We start from the raw sequence: 16016 nt of genomic DNA on the forward strand, positions 1-16016 counted from the left end.
CGTCAGATCGACAGCCGCGTGAGGCCCGGAGTCGGTGCCGCACCCTGCGTTCCGCGCTCGCGATAGGGCGTGGTGTTGTAATGCGCTCGGTAGCATTTCGAGAAATGCGAGGGGCTCGCAAATCCGCAGGCCAGTGCTACGTTGATGACGCTCATATCGGTCTGCATCAGCAGGTTCCGCGCCTTCTGCAGGCGAAGCTCCATGTAGTAGCGCTTGGGGCTGCGGTTGAGGTAGCGGCGGAACAGCCGCTCGAGCTGACGGGTGGACATGCCGACATCTTCGGCAAGGTCCGCAGGGCTGATCGGGTCCTCGATGTTGTTTTCCATCATCTGGATGACCTGAGACAGCTTGGGATGGCGCACCCCGATGCGGGTGGGAATCGACAGGCGCTGCGTGTCCTGGTCGGTCCGGATGGAGGTGTAGATCAGCTGGTCGGCAACCGTATTGGCCAGTTCGTCGCCATGGTCGGCGGCGATGAGCTTCAACATAAGGTCGATCGACGAGGTCCCGCCCGCCGTTGTCATCCGGCTGCCGTCGATGACGAAGATCGATTTCGTGAGCTTCACATCCTCGAATTCCTCAAGGAAGCCGTCCTGGTTTTCCCAGTGGATCGTCGCCTTCTTGCCGTCGAGCAGGCCCGCCTTGGCCATGGCCCAGCCACCGGTGCAAATTCCGCCGATCGTCAACCCGCGCCGTGCTTCCCGCCGCAGCCAAGAGATGACGGCCTTGGATGTCACCTTCTGCACGTCGAGACCGCCACAGACGAGAAGCGTGTCTTCGCGGTCGAGCTCGATCAGCCCGGCATCAAGCTTGAAAGACGCGCCGTTCGAGCAGCTGACGCTGTCTCCGCCTTCCCCGATCAGGATCCAGTCGAACAATTTCTTGCCGGCCATGCGGTTGGCGATGCGCAATGGCTCGATGGCGCCGGCAAAGGACACCATCGTGAACTTGTCGAGCAGCAGGAAGACAAAGCGGCGGGGCCGGCTGGCCTCGCGCGGGCGGACTTCCGCATGACGGACGGGCAACATCTTTTTGCGACCTGAATGTGTCGTTCATAGCCAATCAATCAGGGAAACCGACGCTCCGCAAGGGGCGGTTCGCGCGTGTTTCAGCGATGAAACAATCGCGCGGCCCGGTTTTGCTGCGACCGATGGGATCGGGACGCTGCGATTTGGTGCCGCGCGGCATGCTGCGGTGCGGCTGGAACAAGACCTTTCCATCGGCGAGAGCATTCCTTATACGCTCCTGCGACCGCTAACAGACGGAGAAAAGCCATGACCAAGGGCTGGAGCAAATCGGACTGGCGCGCGAAGCCGCGGATCCAGATGCCCGACTATCCCGATCAGGCCGCCTTGCAGGCCGTCGAGGCTCAACTGGCGAAATATCCTCCGCTCGTCTTTGCCGGTGAAGCGCGGAAGCTGAAGAAGCAACTCGCGCTTGCGGCCGAGGGCAAGGCGTTCCTGCTTCAGGGCGGGGACTGCGCCGAGAGCTTTGCCGAGTTCAGCGCCGACAACATCCGCGACACTTTCCGGGTGATGCTGCAGATGGCGGTGGTGCTGACTTATGGCGCCAAGGTGCCGGTCATCAAGGTCGGCCGGATGGCGGGGCAATTCGCCAAGCCGCGCTCCGCAGCAACCGAGGTCGTCGGCGGTCAGGAACTGCCGAGCTACCGCGGCGACATCATCAATGGCTTCGACTTCACTCCCGACGCCCGTGTTCCGGATCCGGCGCGGATGCTGCAGGCCTATACGCAGGCGGCGGCCAGCCTCAACCTGCTGCGCGCCTTCTCGACCGGCGGTTTTGCCGACATCCATCGCGTGCACAGCTGGACCCTCGGCTTTGCCGAGCATGACAAGGCCGAGCGTTATCGCGAACTGTCCAACCACATCTCGGACGCGCTCGACTTCATGAACGCCGCCGGGATCACCTCGGAGACGGCGCCGTCGCTCTCAACCGTGGACTTCTACACCAGCCACGAGGCGCTGCTTCTGGAGTACGAAGAGGCGCTCTGCCGGATCGACTCGATCACCGGCCAGCCGGTCGCGGGCTCGGGCCACATGATCTGGATCGGTGACCGGACCCGTCAGCCCGACGGCGCGCATGTCGAGTTCTGCCGCGGCGTGCTGAACCCGATCGGGCTGAAATGCGGCCCCTCGACCACGGCCGAGGACCTGAAGGTGCTGATGGCCAAGCTCAACCCGCAGAACGAGGCGGGACGGCTGACGCTGATCGCCCGCTTTGGTGCGGGGAAGGTGGGCGAGAATCTGCCGCGGCTCATCAAGGCTGTGCGCGAGGAAGGCGCCAATGTCGTCTGGTCCTGCGACCCGATGCACGGCAACACCATCAAGGCGGCTTCGGGCTACAAGACCCGGCCGTTCGAGAGCGTGCTGCGTGAGGTGCGAGAGTTCTTCCAGGTGCACAAGGCCGAAGGAACGATCCCCGGCGGCGTTCATTTCGAGATGACCGGCAAGGACGTGACGGAATGCACCGGCGGTCTGCGCGCCGTTACGGACGAGGATCTGTCGGATCGTTATCACACTGCCTGCGACCCGCGGCTGAACGCCAGCCAGTCGCTGGAGCTGGCCTTCCTCGTCGCCGAGGAACTCACCGGCTTCCGCGAAGGCGCCCGCCGGGTTGCGCTCTGAAGGCGGCGCGTGGCGGTAACGCTGCGCCCGCCTGCATTTGACTGCGACGGTACAAATAGGTCCACCGGTCATCCATGGCCGGTGGACCTTTCCTTTTCAGTTGCCTTGGGGGGGAAATGTGGGCGGAAATGTCAGCACCGCGACAATCATGATCCGCGGCAGCCCATAGCATGGTGCGATCATGGCAGGGGGGAAGCACATGACCGACACGACATCAGGCTGCCTGACACGCCGTTCTTTGAACAAGCTGCTTGCCGGGAGCGCCAGTTTTTCCGTGATGGCTGCGGTCCTAGATCTTCCTCAGGCGGCTCTGGCATCGGACGAAGCGCCTGCCGACGTGATCTACCGGGGCGGAGCGATCCTGACGATGGACGACGCCCAACCGCGCGCTGAGGCTGTTGCCATCCGTGCCGGCCGCATCGTCGCGGTGGGACCGGAGAATGTCGTCATGGGCCTGGAGGGGGACGCGACAGAGGTTGTGGATCTGGACGGGAAAGCCCTGCTGCCCGGCTTCTTCGATGCCCACGGCCATGTCTTCGTGGGTGGCATTCAGGCGCTGACCGCCAACATGCTTGCCCCGCCGGACGGCGATGTGACCGACATCGCCAGTCTGCAGAAGGTTCTGCGTGACTGGATCGCCGCCAATCAGGGAACCGTAGAAAAGACCAAGCTCATCATGGGGTTCGGGTTCGACAAGTCCACCCTTGCCGAGTTGCGTGACCCTGATCGCGCCGACCTCGACGCCATTTCGACTGAGTACCCGGTCTATCTGATCCACCAGTCCGGCCATATGGGCGCGGCCAATTCCAAGGCGCTAGAGATCGCCGGCATTACCCGCGATACGCCCGATCCGCCCGGTGGCGTGATCCGCAAGGATGCGAATGGGGAGCCGACCGGGGTTCTCGAGGAAAACGCCCACAACTTGGCCTGGATGAAACTGATGTCCTCGGTCGATCGCGACGGGATGAAGGCCATAGCCCGGGCCGGGGCGGAGTTGTGGACGCGCTATGGCTATACCACCGCCGAAGAGGGACGCTCGGTGCCGGTTCAGGTCGAGATCATGGCCGAGGTGGCCAAGGAGGGCGGCTTCAAGATCGACGTGCTGACCTATCCGGACGTGCTGGTGGCGCGCGATTTCGTCAAGGGCAACGTCTCGCCAACCTACACGAACCGCTTCCGCGTCGCCGGGGCTAAACTGACCATCGACGGCTCGCCGCAGGGCTTCACCGCCTATCGTGATCGGCCCTATTACAACCCGGTCGGGGACTATCCGCCCGGCTATCGAGGCTACCCTTCGGCGACGCAGGACCAGGTGGATGATGCCGTGGACTGGGCCTTTGCGAACGGCATCCAGATCAACACCCATGCCAACGGCGAGGCGGCCAACGACATGCTGATTGCGGGCGTCGCGGTGGCCACGGACAAGCATGGCGCAAATGCCGACCGCCGCGCGCAACTGATCCATGGCCAGTTCCTGCGCGAGGATCAGGTGGACAGCTACAAGACGCTGAACGTGTTCCCGTCGCTCTTTCCCATGCACACCTTCTACTGGGGCGATTGGCACCGCGATCATACCGTGGGGCCGGAGCTGGCAGACAACATCTCTCCCACCGGTTGGGTGATGAAGCGCGGGATGAAGTTCAGCACCCATCACGACGCGCCGGTTGCCTTCCCGGACTCGATGCGCGTGCTGGATGCGACGGTGACGCGGCGCTCCCGCTCGGGCGACATCATCGGACCGGCACAGCGCGTGGATGTGATGACGGCCCTGAAGGCGATGACAATCTGGCCTGCCTGGGCGCATTTCGAGGATGGCACCAAGGGTTCGCTGGAAGTGGGCAAGCTGGCCGACCTCGTGATCCTGTCCGCCGATCCGACCTCGGTCGATCCCGACACGCTGGAGCAGCTGACCGTGGTCGAGACGATCAAGGAAGGGCAAAGCATCTACCAGGCAGGTCAGAAGGAGGGTCGCCTGGACTACCGCCCCAACAACGGCAGCGATCCCTACCAGAACTTCCTGCACTTCGCGGCTGCCAAGGATCATGCCCAAGGCGGCGGCTATTGCTGTGAGGCTTGCGCGCTGGCCCGGCCATTCGAGCGGGCATGACCGCAGTCAGTCGTCGGACTTGACGAGGCGCAGATGCGATCGGTGCGTCTTCGCTTTGCCGATGGCGTGGAAGGGCGCGGGCGCTTCGGCGAGCTCTCGGACAGGGTCGGCCTGCCGGATGGGCGAGGGTGTCCTATCGATCGGGACGGCAGGCCAAGACACAGCCGCCAAGGGTTCGGGCACTTCGCGCGTCACACTGAAGCGGCGCGGGCTGCGGCCGATCAGGCCAAGTGTCACCAGGCAGCCAAGCGCCCGGTCGCAACTTCCCGTGTCGCCCATCACCGGCAGCAACAGCATGCGCGCTTCGATTGCCGGGCGGCCAAGGCCGTGATCCCCTGCCAGTGCAAATGTCAGGATCGACGGTGTGGCAAAGACCGCTTCCGTCGCCTCCATGACCCGGTCACGGGCGGCGGGCTCGAACAGCGCGGTCAGGGGCATCCCGCGCACCTCCATCCCCAACAGCTGCACTAGATGCATCCCGGCCAGCCGGAAGCGTGCTACGCCATGGGCGACGCGTTCGATCAGGAATACATGCTCCAGCGACCGCTCCATCCCGCGCGGATCAAGCGCCGCGCGCGCCGGCGGCGCGTTGCCCGAGCGCAGGCCCTCCCAGTAGGCACGAACCTCCTGCAGGGGCTGGAACGCCGTCCCCATGCCGAAATCGCCCATCCGCCGATCCTTCTTCATCTCAGCCACTCCCCGGTTGGTCCGAATTCACCGCCTGCTCGGCCGGTCGCTCCGGTTGTTCCCATCGGCCGGCTCTGCTACTTCCGAAGGAAGGCGAGGCGGTCGGGGGCGGCATCCCTTTGGTTACCCGATTGTAAACTACACCGGATTTGTGCCGGAGCGGAGTGAAATCCTCGCATTTGGTTAAGCCGCCGGCACCCATGCCGTCGGAGGGGGCAGGGAGCGCAGACGATGGTCACCTCGATGACGGGTTTTGCCAGCCGCAAAGGGCAGGGTGCCGGCGCCAGCTGGGCCTGGGACATCCGCTCGGTCAATGGCAAGGGGCTGGACCTGCGCCTGCGCCTGCCCGACTGGATCGACGCTCTAGAAGCGCCGCTCCGGGCCGAGCTGGGCAAGCGGATTCATCGCGGCAATGTCAGCCTGACGCTCAAGGCCGCGCGCGAGGCAGGGGCCGAAACCGTGCGCCTGAACCCGGTCGTGCTTGATGCGGTGCTCTCCGTTTTGGCCGAGGTCGAGGAGCGAGCGGCGCTGAAGGGCGTCACTGTTTCGCCCCCGACCGCCGCCGAGGTGCTTTCACTGCGCGGGGTGATGGATCCGGGCGGCGGGGACGAGGACGAGGCGGGTGCCTTGCGCGAGGCGCTGCTGGCCGATCTCGCGCCACTGCTCGATGCCTTCGCAGCCGCCCGCAGGGCAGAGGGTGCGGCGCTGGCGCATGTCATCGCCGGCCAGATCGACCGGATCGAGACGCTCACTGCCGATGCCGTACGCGAGGCCGAAGCCCGGCGCGACACGATGGCCGCGACCCTGCGCGAGAACCTCTCCCGGGTGCTGGCCAACAGCGAGGGCGTCGACCAGACGCGCGTGGCGCAGGAACTGGCGATGCTGGCGGTGAAGGCCGACGTGACCGAGGAGATCGACCGTCTCCGCGCCCATATCGCCGCCGCGCGTGCGCTTCTGTCCGAGAAAGGCGCGGTGGGCCGCAAGTTCGACTTCCTGATGCAGGAGTTCAACCGCGAGGCCAACACGCTCTGCTCCAAGGCGCAGGCGATCGAACTGACCCGCATCGGGCTTGACCTCAAGACGGTCATAGATCAGATGCGCGAACAGGTTCAGAACGTGGAATAAGTCATGGCCCGGCGCGGATTTCTGCTGATCCTCTCGTCGCCCTCGGGGGCCGGGAAATCGAGCCTCACCAAGCGGCTGATGGCCTGGGATCCGACCCTGAGCTTCTCGGTCTCGGCGACGACGCGCTCGCCTCGTCCGGGCGAGGTCGATGGCCGCGACTATTACTTCCGGTCACGGCCGGAATTCGAGGCGATGATCGCTGCCGGCCAGATGCTGGAACATGCCGAGGTATTCGGCAATCTCTACGGCAGCCCGCGCGCCCCGGTCGAAGAGGCGATGCTTGCGGGGCGCGACACGGTCTTTGACATCGACTGGCAGGGCGGCCAGCAGATCCGCCAGGCAATGCGCGACGATGTGGTGTCGATCTTCATCCTGCCTCCCTCGATTGCCGAGCTTGAAAACCGTCTGCGCAACCGCGCTCAGGACAGTGACGAGGTAATCGCTGGACGTATGGCGAAAAGCCGTGACGAGATCAGCCATTGGGCGGAATATGATTATGTTCTGGTCAACCATGACCTCGATGCGGCCGAGGACGAGTTGAAGGCGATCGTGCGTGCCGAGCGGCTCAAGCGGTTCCGCCAGCCGGGATTGAGCGATTTTGTCCGCGGACTGAACAGGGAGTTTGAACTGAGATGATCTTTGAACTCGACGGCATTGCCCCGCTGGTTGCCGCGGATGCCTGGGTGGCGCCGACCGCCTGCCTGATCGGCAAGATCGTGGTCGAGTCCGAAGCCTCGATCTGGTTCGGGGTGACCGCGCGCGGCGACAACGAGGAAATCCGCATCGGCCTCGGGTCCAACGTTCAGGAAAACTGCGTGCTGCATACCGACATGGGATTTCCCCTGACCATCGGCGCTGACTGCACCATCGGTCACAAGGCGATGCTGCATGGCTGCACCATCGGCGACGGCAGCCTGATCGGCATGGGGGCCATCGTGCTGAACGGCGCGAAGATCGGCAGGGGCTGCCTGATCGGGGCCGGGGCGCTCATCACCGAAGGCAAGGAAATCCCCGATGGCAGCCTTGTGATGGGTGCGCCGGGCAAGGTGGTGCGGCAACTCGACGAGGCGGCCCAGGCGAAGCTGCTCCTGTCGGCTGAAGGATATCGCAACAATGCGCGGCGCTTTGCCGGCGGGATGAAGCGCGTCTGACCGGGCGACCGGGATAGTCATTCGGCCAAATCCTCCGATCTAACGGAGAAATCACGCTGGTTGCGGCGCGCCTGACGAGCCGCTTGCGCGAGGCTAACACGTGGTCTCCGCACCATCCTGTATCGAATTCCTGTGACTGGCCGGCCCCGCCGGGGCGCTTGCAGGGAATTCGTCCATGACCTTCGCCTCTCCCGTCGTGCTCAACGCGGTTTCTCTAAAGAGACTTTCAATTCAGGGCTACGAGGAGGTCGTCGAGGTCCGCCATGACGGGGCGGGGCTGCACGCCTTCATTGCGATTCATGACCGAACGCTAGGCCCGGCATTCGGCGGTTGCCGGATGATGCCCTATCAGACAACGCCGGCGGCCCTGTCAGACGCCCTGCTGCTCTCTGCCGCGATGACGCGCAAGTCGGCGCTCGCCGACCTGCCGTTCGGGGGCGGCAAATGCGTGGTGATCGGCGAGCCTGCCCGGCAGAAATCCGATGCGCTGCTCCTGAGACTGGCCGAGGCGATTGACCGGTTGGGCGGGCGCTATCTGACTGCGGACGACGTGGGCACTTCGGTTCGCGACATGGAGGTGATGCGCCGCGTCACTCCGCATGCGCGTGGTTTGCCGGATGCGGCGGGCGAACCCTGTCCCGCCGCTGCATACGGCACGTTCCTTTCGCTTCTGGCGGCTGCACGCCTGCGCTTTGGCGTCACCGACCTTTCCGGGGTGACCGTGGCGGTGCAGGGGCTCGGCAGTCTCGGCTTTCGCCTTTGCCGTTACCTGAGGGACGCGGGCGCACAACTTCTGGTCAGCGATATCCGGCCCGAAGCGGTCGAGATGGCGCGCGCGGCATTCGATGCCGTGTCTGTGCCGCCTGATCGGATCCTCTCGGCTGCGGCGGACATCCTTTCCCCCAATGCCCTTGGCGGCGTCCTGACATCGCGCAGCATTGCCGATGTCAAGGCGCCGCTGATCGTCGGCGGGGCCAACAACCAGTTGCAGGAAAAACGGTTGGCCCAGGCGCTGCACGAAAGGGCCGTGCTCTTTGTTCCCGACTACGTCGCCAATGCCGGCGGAGTGATCGACGTGGCCCTGGAGGGACCGGGATACAGTGCCGAGCGTGTGCTGAAGGCCTGCGGGAGGATCGCCGACACGACCTTGCTGATCCTTGCGCGCGCCAGCCGAAAGGGGAGACCGCCGCTCGAGGTGGCCGAGGCGCTGGTGCGCGAACGTCTCGTACAGGGCGCGGCAAGGCAGGATCGCAGCACCATCGGAGAGGAGCATGCAGCATGGCACTGATTGAAACCCGGTATGGGGTCGCTTCGGGCTCGGTCCCGGCACCGCTGATGGCGGTCGGCTCGATGGTCTCGATCCAGATGGCCGCGGCCCTCGCCCAGCCCGTGATCGAGGCCATGGGGGCCTTCGCACTGACCAGTCTGCGTCTCGCCACCGCCGCCGCGATCCTGTTGCTGCTGACCCGGCCCTGGACGACCTGGCAGGGCATCCGGTCGGCTGGGAGTGCCTTCGCGCTCGGGGCCGCTCTTGCGGGGTATTCGGTTTGCTTCTTTGCCGCCACGGCCTGGCTGCCGCTCGGCATGGTCACGACGATCTCGTTCATCGGACCGCTCGGGCTCTCGCTGCTCGCAACCCGGCGGGTCCTTGACGGCATGATCGCGCTTCTGGCGGCAGCCAGCGTCGCCATACTGGTCTGGCCCCAGGACCAGGGCTGGGTCGCTGCACCTGTGGGATTGGCGCTTGCCCTCGCTTCGGCCCTGTGCTGGGCGGCCTATATCGTCCTGACCCAGAAGGTGGGGGCCGCGTTCTCGGGCATGCAGGGCCTTGCGATCGCCGTGACCGCCGCAGCCCTCATTGCAGCCCCTGTGGGCCTCGGTACGCTGACGGAATTGCCAGATCTGCGATTGGTCGCGATGGCCTGCGCCCTTGGCCTGCTTTCCCCCTTGATGACGACGGGCCTCGAGATGCTGGCCCTGCGTCGCATGGGCAAGCGCCCCTTCGGCATCCTGATGAGCCTGGAGCCGGCGATTGGCGTCGGGGTCGGGTTGGTGCTTCTGGAGCAGGTTCCGGGCGTGGCGCAGGGGATCGGCGTGCTGGGGGTCATTGTGGCGAGTGCCCTGACCGTCATCCTTCCGGCGCCTGCTCCGAGGGAGATGCCGCGCGCCGATCAAGCCTAGTCCGCGATCGAGTGGTAGAGCCGGTGGTCCTCGGCCTGCACGTCTGCCAGCTTGGCCTCGATCTCGGAAGAGAGGTGCAGGTCCGCCTTGGGCGAGACATTGAGTCGGGGCAGGGTGATCGCGCAGTTCAGCCGGTCTTCGAGGAAATGCACGAAGGTGTCGATATCCTCGTAGCGGAACAGCCGGTCGATCCCCTCGCCCTGTCGGGGACGCAGGAAGCGCTCCTGCGAGCCGACATCGGCGAATCCCGGGCGAGGGTCGCTGCAATAGGCACGGGCGAAGTCCTCGAACGACATCTTCCGCGTGCTCTTGTCCTGATCCGGCACGTCCTCGCGCTGGCGGAAACGGAACCAGCTGCCGAGCCAGTCGCGCGGCTCGCGCATGAGCGCCACAACGGTGAAGCGATGGCCCGAGGCGGCTTCCAGATAGGGACCGATGAAGCGGTGATAGCGATGAACCGTCGTATGTTTGAGCAGCGGCGGGCGTTCGATGGCAAGCGCGGCAAGCGGCTGAAGGGCTGATTCGATGGCCGTGGACCCTGTCTTGGGCGTGGCGAGGAAGGCGAGGCGCTGTTCCCAGAAGACAAGCATTTCAGACCTTTCGAAGTCACCGCAGCCTTTCGCGGCGGCCGTAAACTAACGCTTAACCATCTTGGGAAAAAGTCGGCAAAGAGGAAAATGCGGATTGATTTGTTCGCGGTTTGATCTCATAGATATGAGAACAAGGCAGGAACAAACCGGGCAATTGCCGCTGCAAGCGGCCTGTGGAATAAGGGTCTCCGAAATGGCTACCGCCACTCTCTTCGACTTGAACGGAAAGCGCGACATGGACAAGCAGAAGGCGCTGGAAAGCGCTCTGGCGCAGATCGAGCGGCAGTTCGGCAAGGGCTCGATCATGAAGCTCGGTGCCGACAACGCGGTGCTGGACATCGAGGCGACCTCCACCGGCTCGCTCGGCCTCGACATCGCGCTTGGCATCGGTGGCCTGCCGAAGGGACGGATCGTGGAGATCTACGGGCCGGAAAGCTCGGGGAAAACCACGCTGACGCTGCATGTGGTGGCCGAAGAGCAGAAGAAGGGCGGCGTCTGCGCCTTTGTCGATGCCGAACACGCGCTCGACCCGCAATATGCCAAGAAGCTGGGCGTGAACCTGGATGAGCTGCTCATCAGCCAGCCCGATACCGGGGAACAGGCGCTCGAGATCGTCGACACGCTGGTACGCTCGGGCGCCGTCAGCCTGGTGATCGTCGACTCGGTCGCGGCGCTGACGCCGAAGGCCGAGATCGAGGGCGACATGGGCGACATGCAGATGGGCAGCCAGGCCCGCCTGATGAGCCAAGCGATGCGCAAGCTGACCGCCTCGATTGGGCGCAGCAATTGCATGGTTATCTTCATCAACCAGATCCGCATGAAGATCGGCGTGATGTTCGGATCGCCCGAAACCACCACCGGCGGCAACGCGCTGAAATTCTACGCCAGCGTGCGCCTCGACATCCGCCGCATCGGCGCGATCAAGGACCGGGACGAGGTCGTGGGCAACACCACCCGCGTCAAGGTCGTCAAGAACAAGGTCGCGCCGCCCTTCAAGGAGGTGGAGTTCGACATCATGTATGGCGAAGGCATCTCCAAGACCGGGGAACTGGTCGATCTGGGGGTGAAGGCCGGGGTCGTGGAGAAGTCGGGCTCGTGGTATTCCTACGGCGACGAGCGGATCGGGCAGGGGCGCGAGAACGCGAAGCTGTTCCTGAAGCAGAATCCGTCGGTTGCCGACGAGATCGAAGGCAAGATCCGCGCCAGCCACGGGCTCGACCTGTCGGCCTCGCCCGATGCGGGCGATGTCGTCGACGACATGTGATCGGCCGGACAGGATGAACGGGAGGCCGGGTTTTTGCCCGGCCTTTTGCATTTGCGCCTGGACCGAAGGTCGCAGCCAAAATCCTTCAAAGGATTTTGCCAAATCCCTTCGAAGGGATTTGGTCCCGCATTCCTCATTCAGCCAATTTTCGTTGATCGGCCGAGGGAAGGTGGACAGGGGGGCGGCGGGGGGCTAAACGGAACGCCGATCAATTCACCGGCTCTGCCGACCGAGGGGACAAGACCGCGCCATGACCTCCCTGAACGAGATCCGTTCCACCTTCCTCGACTATTTCGCCAAGAACGGCCACCGCGTTGTCGACTCGAGCCCGCTGGTGCCGCGGAACGACCCGACGCTGATGTTCACCAACTCCGGCATGGTGCAGTTCAAGAACCTGTTCACCGGCACCGAGACCCGCGACTACAAGCGCGCCACGACCGCACAGAAATGCGTGCGCGCGGGGGGCAAGCACAATGACCTCGACAATGTGGGCTATACCGCGCGCCACCTGACCTTCTTCGAGATGCTCGGCAACTTCTCGTTCGGAGACTACTTCAAGGACAAGGCGATCCCCTTTGCCTGGGAACTCCTGACCAGGGATTTCGGCATCCCGAAGGACAAGCTGACGGTCACCGTCTATCACGACGACGATCAGGCGTTTGACCTGTGGAAGAAGGTCGCGGGACTGCCGGACGAACGCATCATCCGCATTCCGACGAACGACAACTTCTGGATGATGGGTCCGACCGGCCCCTGCGGCCCCTGCACCGAGATCTTCTACGACCATGGCCCCGAGGTCTGGGGCGGCCCGCCCGGCAGCCCGGAGCAGGATGGCGACCGGTTCGTCGAGATCTGGAACAACGTCTTCATGCAGTTCGAGCAGTTCGAGGATGGCAGCCGAAAGCCGTTGCCGAACCCCTCGATCGACACCGGTATGGGACTGGAACGCTTCGGCGCGGTGCTGATGGGCGCCCATGACGTTTTCTCCACCGACACGCTGCGCAAGCTGGTCGAAGCAAGTGCCCATGCGACCGGCACCGACCCTGATGGTGAGCAGAAGTTCCACCACCGCGTGATCGCCGACCACCTGCGCTCGACCTCGTTCCTGATCGCCGACGGGGTGATGCCCTCGAACGAAGGACGCGGCTATGTGCTGCGCCGCATCATGCGCCGAGCCATGCGCCACGCCCATCAGGCCGGGGCGAAGGATCCGGTGATGTACAAGCTGGTCGGCACGCTCGTCGCCGAGATGGGCGCCCAGTACAAGGAACTGGGTCAGGCCCGGGCGTTGATCGAAGAAACGCTGAAGCTTGAGGAAACCCGCTTCAAGCAAACGCTCGAACGTGGCCTGCGCTTGCTCGATGACGAACTGGCGAAGCTGCCCGAGGGCGCGGCCCTGCCGGGTGACGCGGCTTTCCGCCTCTATGACACCTACGGCTTTCCGCTTGACCTGACGCAGGACGCGCTGCGCGAAAAGAACCGCTCGGTCGACGAGACGGGCTTCGAGGCCGCGATGGCCGAGCAGAAGGCCAAGGCGCGTGCCAGCTGGGCCGGCACCGGCGAGACCAAGGATGCCGCGATCTGGTTCGACCTCGCTCATGCGCACGGTTCGACCGAGTTCCTCGGCTATGACACCGAGGTGGCCGAAGGTCAGGTGCTGGCGCTCGTCCTGGGTGGCAAGGCCATCGACAAGGCCGAGATCGGCACACAGGTGCAGATCGTCGTCAACCAGACCCCGTTCTATGCTGAATCCGGTGGTCAGGTCGGCGATGCCGGCCTGATCGTGACCGAGACCGGCAAGGCGCGGGTTACGGACACGAAAAAGTCGGCCGGCATCTACTTCCATCAGGCGGTGGTCGAGGAAGGCTCGCTTGCAAAGGGGCAGGCGGCCCGTCTTGAGGTCGACCATGCCCGCCGCGCCCAGATCCGCGCCAATCACTCGGCCACGCACCTGCTGCACGAGGCCCTGCGCGAGGCACTTGGCAGCCATGTCGCGCAACGTGGCTCGCTCAATGCGCCTGACCGGCTTCGTTTCGACTTCAGCCATGCCAAGGCGCTGACCGAGGCGGAACTGGCCCGGGTCGAGGGCGAGGTCAACGACTTCATCCGCCAGAACACCGCGGTCGAAACCCGGATCATGTCACCCGACGAGGCCCGCGCCATCGGCGCGCAGGCGCTGTTCGGTGAAAAATACGGCGACGAAGTGCGCGTGGTCTCGATGGGCCGGACCGAGAATTCCGGCAAGGGCTTCAAGGGTGATGCCTATTCGCTGGAACTCTGCGGCGGTACCCATGTTGCTCGCACCGGCGATATCGGGGCCTTCCTGCTTTTGGGCGACAGTGCGTCTTCCGCCGGCGTGCGTCGGATCGAGGCGCTGACCGGGCAGGCGGCGCTCGACCATCTGCGCGCGCAGGAGGCACGACTGCTCGACATTGCAGGGGCGCTGAAGGCGCCTGCCGCGGACGTTGTGGACCGGGTCAAGGCGCTGGTGGATGAACGTCGCAGCCTGCAGAACGAGGTTGCACAGCTCCGCCGCGAGCTTGCCATGGGCGGCGGCGGATCGGCCGGGCCGGAGGCGAAAGACATTGGCGGCGTGAAATTCGTGGCACAGGTGTTGTCCGGTGTTTCGGGCAAGGACCTGCCGGGCCTGATCGACGCGCTCAAGGACAAGATCGGTTCGGGTGCCGTGCTTCTGATCGCCGATGCGGGCGGCAAGGCGGCCGTGGCGGCGGGCGTGACCGGCGACCTTACGGGCAGGCTCTCGGCGGTCGACCTCGCCCGGGCGGCGGCCGAGAAGCTGGGCGGCAAGGGTGGTGGCGGCCGGCCCGATCTCGCCCAGGCCGGCGGCGCCTCGGCTGAAAACGCGCCAGCGGCCATCGCCGCGGTCGAAGCCCTGATCGGAGCCTGAGAAATGCCCGGAGCCTTCTGGATCGCCCATGTCGAAGTGACCGACCCCGAAGCCTATGGCCGCTACGCCAAGGGCGCGACCGAGGCGATCACCGCCCATGGCGGTGTATTCCTCGCCCGCGGCGGCCGCTACGTACAACTGGAGGGCAAGGATCGCGCTCGCAATGTGGTGGCCAGGTTCCCCAGTGTCGAGGCTGCTGTCGGCTGCTACAATTCTCCCGAGTATCAGGCCGCGCTCGAACATGCGAAGGGCGCTGCGGTGCGGGATCTGGTCGTGGTGGAAGAAGTCTGACCCAAAACCGCCTATTCGTGACGCTTGGTCAACAGTCCAAGGAATTGCCGCGAAATGATCAGGTCTAGGTCCGAGACCCGCCAAACGCGCGTCTCGAGAAGTTGGTGAATCGTCTCCAGATTGAAAATTCTGGAGACCACGATGTTCAAGATACTCTGCACCACGACCGCCTTGGCGCTGTTCGCAATTCCCGCTTCGGCCGCCACCATGAAGGCCGTTTACTCCGGCAAAGTGAACTACGGTTACGACATGACCGGGGTCTTCGGCACGGCCGGTGCAGATCTTTCAGGCCTCGATTATGTCCTGACCTACGTCTACGACACGTCGAAGGGCTACCGCTGGACGAGTGGCGGCTATGACCAGGTCTATGGTGGCGAGTGGTATGGCAAGGAGTCGCCGGTCCTGTCGGCGACGCTGAAGATCAACGGCCACAGCACCGAATTCGGCGCGGACAGCTATGGCAGCAGCTACGCCTATTCCGACCAGTCAAGCTACTCCTACCGCTATGACTATGCCTATGACTACAGCTACGATGACACACATTACGCCTATGACTACATCTATAGCTATGGCGGCTTTTCCCAGGGGTCCTCGGGCAATCTCGAAGACCTCGCGACCCTGACTGAAGCCGCTTACGGCTACAGCTACTTCGAGAAATACGTCTACGACTACAGCGACTGGTCGGCCTCGTCCTATGTCTACGGCAGCCTTGCGCTGTCCAAGCTCAGCGTATCCGAATACGAGCCGGCCGCTGTGCCGCTGCCCGCATCGGCGCTGATGCTGGTGGCTGGTTTCGGCGGACTGGGTGCGCTGCGGGTGATGCGCCGGCGCGCCGCCTGATTGGCCTTTCGGAGGAACCTCCGACCCGCCGGACCGATCCGGCGGGTCTTCTCTTGTCAGGGGTGCCTTCAGCCGCGGCGTCATGGCTGGGAAACCGCCCATCCTTGCGGCAGAACCGCAACCCGCCCGACACAGTGGCGTGAGCGGTGGGATCCTGTCGCGCAAACCCTCAAAGTCATGTTATTGTCGCAAAAAAGAAGACCGAGGCAGAGCATGATTCCCCACCA

14 protein-coding genes are annotated in these 16016 nt (G+C 64.4%); 11 read left to right on the plus strand and 3 right to left on the minus strand.

The genetic code is table 11. From position 1 onward, the window contains the following. Positions 1-2: 2 nt before the first annotated feature. A complete protein-coding gene (locus L0V05_RS13805) occupies positions 3-1028 on the minus strand; it encodes a GlxA family transcriptional regulator (RefSeq protein ID WP_234871414.1) in 1026 nt (341 codons plus the stop codon). Positions 1029-1274: 246 nt separating this feature from the next. Here L0V05_RS13805 and L0V05_RS13810 point away from each other — a divergent pair, with 246 nt between their 5' ends. Then, the gene (locus L0V05_RS13810; RefSeq protein ID WP_234871416.1) at positions 1275-2645 is read left to right on the plus strand and encodes a class II 3-deoxy-7-phosphoheptulonate synthase; all 1371 of its coding nucleotides are present in this window, start codon (positions 1275-1277) and stop codon (positions 2643-2645) included. A 199-nt stretch (positions 2646-2844) separates the two neighbouring features. Next, entirely contained in the window at positions 2845-4752 is a 1908-nt protein-coding gene (locus L0V05_RS13815; protein WP_234871418.1) for an amidohydrolase, read from the plus strand. A gap of 6 nt (positions 4753-4758) precedes the next feature. Here L0V05_RS13815 and L0V05_RS13820 read toward each other — a convergent pair whose 3' ends face one another. Further along, on the minus strand, positions 4759-5439 hold the full coding sequence (locus L0V05_RS13820; protein WP_234872198.1) for a PAS domain-containing protein: 681 nt from the start codon (positions 5437-5439) through the stop codon (positions 4759-4761). A gap of 231 nt (positions 5440-5670) precedes the next feature. On the opposite strand from L0V05_RS13820, the gene L0V05_RS13825 reads away from it, so the two are divergent. The 5 genes from L0V05_RS13825 (at position 5671) to L0V05_RS13845 (ending at position 9896) form a co-directional block, all read left to right on the plus strand. Continuing rightward, positions 5671-6564, plus strand: a complete 894-nt coding sequence (locus L0V05_RS13825) for a YicC/YloC family endoribonuclease (protein WP_234871419.1) — start codon at positions 5671-5673, stop codon at positions 6562-6564. Between the two features lie 3 nt (positions 6565-6567). Beyond that, positions 6568-7200: a guanylate kinase gene (gene gmk / locus L0V05_RS13830; protein WP_234871421.1), complete on the plus strand. Its 633-nt coding sequence runs from the start codon at positions 6568-6570 to the stop codon at positions 7198-7200. Next, positions 7197-7715 carry a gamma carbonic anhydrase family protein gene (locus L0V05_RS13835; protein ID WP_234871422.1) on the plus strand — a complete coding sequence of 173 codons (519 nt, stop codon included), beginning with the start codon at positions 7197-7199 and terminating at the stop codon, positions 7713-7715. Before gmk ends, L0V05_RS13835 begins: the two co-directional genes overlap by 4 nt. 175 nt (positions 7716-7890) lie before the next feature. Then, positions 7891-9003: a Leu/Phe/Val dehydrogenase gene (locus L0V05_RS13840; protein WP_234871424.1), complete on the plus strand. Its 1113-nt coding sequence runs from the start codon at positions 7891-7893 to the stop codon at positions 9001-9003. Next, complete coding sequence (locus tag L0V05_RS13845; RefSeq protein ID WP_234871426.1) at positions 8994-9896, plus strand: EamA family transporter; 903 nt, start codon at positions 8994-8996, stop codon at positions 9894-9896. The genes L0V05_RS13840 and L0V05_RS13845 overlap by 10 nt, the downstream gene beginning before the upstream one ends. Here the strand turns inward: L0V05_RS13845 and L0V05_RS13850 are convergent. Next, on the minus strand, positions 9893-10486 hold the full coding sequence (locus L0V05_RS13850; protein WP_234871427.1) for a hypothetical protein: 594 nt from the start codon (positions 10484-10486) through the stop codon (positions 9893-9895). The genes L0V05_RS13845 and L0V05_RS13850 overlap by 4 nt on opposite strands. A 193-nt stretch (positions 10487-10679) precedes the next feature. Between L0V05_RS13850 and recA the strand changes: the two genes are divergently transcribed. The 4 genes from recA to L0V05_RS13870 all read left to right on the plus strand — a co-directional run bounded on the left by recA (position 10680) and on the right by L0V05_RS13870 (position 15789). Beyond that, positions 10680-11750 (plus strand): recombinase RecA, encoded by a 1071-nt coding sequence (recA, locus tag L0V05_RS13855; RefSeq protein ID WP_234871429.1) that lies wholly within the window; start codon positions 10680-10682, stop codon positions 11748-11750. A 250-nt stretch (positions 11751-12000) separates the two neighbouring features. Next, positions 12001-14658, plus strand: a complete 2658-nt coding sequence (gene alaS / locus L0V05_RS13860; RefSeq protein ID WP_234871431.1) for an alanine--tRNA ligase — start codon at positions 12001-12003, stop codon at positions 14656-14658. 3 nt (positions 14659-14661) lie between these two features. Continuing rightward, positions 14662-14949, plus strand: coding sequence for a DUF1330 domain-containing protein (locus L0V05_RS13865; protein WP_234871433.1), 288 nt, complete (start codon positions 14662-14664; stop codon positions 14947-14949). Between the two features lie 141 nt (positions 14950-15090). Further along, positions 15091-15789 carry a VPLPA-CTERM sorting domain-containing protein gene (locus L0V05_RS13870; RefSeq protein WP_234871435.1) on the plus strand — a complete coding sequence of 233 codons (699 nt, stop codon included), beginning with the start codon at positions 15091-15093 and terminating at the stop codon, positions 15787-15789. The last annotated feature ends 227 nt before the right edge of the window (positions 15790-16016 follow it).

Origin of the sequence: Alitabrizicola rongguiensis, from assembly GCF_021491355.1 — a bacterium.
Lineage (GTDB): Bacteria > Pseudomonadota > Alphaproteobacteria > Rhodobacterales > Rhodobacteraceae > Aliitabrizicola > Aliitabrizicola rongguiensis.

Excerpts from the sequence above, each read along its gene's own strand:
- L0V05_RS13805 (WP_234871414.1), bottom strand. The coding sequence starts at position 1,028 with ATGTTGCCCGTCCGTCATGCGGAAGTCCGCCCGCGCGAGGCCAGCCGG.
- L0V05_RS13810 (WP_234871416.1), top strand. The coding sequence starts at position 1,275 with ATGACCAAGGGCTGGAGCAAATCGGACTGGCGCGCGAAGCCGCGGATC.
- L0V05_RS13815 (WP_234871418.1), top strand. The coding sequence starts at position 2,845 with ATGACCGACACGACATCAGGCTGCCTGACACGCCGTTCTTTGAACAAG.
- L0V05_RS13820 (WP_234872198.1), bottom strand. The coding sequence starts at position 5,439 with ATGAAGAAGGATCGGCGGATGGGCGATTTCGGCATGGGGACGGCGTTC.
- L0V05_RS13825 (WP_234871419.1), top strand. The coding sequence starts at position 5,671 with ATGGTCACCTCGATGACGGGTTTTGCCAGCCGCAAAGGGCAGGGTGCC.
- gmk (WP_234871421.1), top strand. The coding sequence starts at position 6,568 with ATGGCCCGGCGCGGATTTCTGCTGATCCTCTCGTCGCCCTCGGGGGCC.
- L0V05_RS13835 (WP_234871422.1), top strand. The coding sequence starts at position 7,197 with ATGATCTTTGAACTCGACGGCATTGCCCCGCTGGTTGCCGCGGATGCC.
- L0V05_RS13840 (WP_234871424.1), top strand. The coding sequence starts at position 7,891 with ATGACCTTCGCCTCTCCCGTCGTGCTCAACGCGGTTTCTCTAAAGAGA.
- L0V05_RS13845 (WP_234871426.1), top strand. The coding sequence starts at position 8,994 with ATGGCACTGATTGAAACCCGGTATGGGGTCGCTTCGGGCTCGGTCCCG.
- L0V05_RS13850 (WP_234871427.1), bottom strand. The coding sequence starts at position 10,486 with ATGCTTGTCTTCTGGGAACAGCGCCTCGCCTTCCTCGCCACGCCCAAG.
- recA (WP_234871429.1), top strand. The coding sequence starts at position 10,680 with ATGGCTACCGCCACTCTCTTCGACTTGAACGGAAAGCGCGACATGGAC.
- alaS (WP_234871431.1), top strand. The coding sequence starts at position 12,001 with ATGACCTCCCTGAACGAGATCCGTTCCACCTTCCTCGACTATTTCGCC.
- L0V05_RS13865 (WP_234871433.1), top strand. The coding sequence starts at position 14,662 with ATGCCCGGAGCCTTCTGGATCGCCCATGTCGAAGTGACCGACCCCGAA.
- L0V05_RS13870 (WP_234871435.1), top strand. The coding sequence starts at position 15,091 with ATGTTCAAGATACTCTGCACCACGACCGCCTTGGCGCTGTTCGCAATT.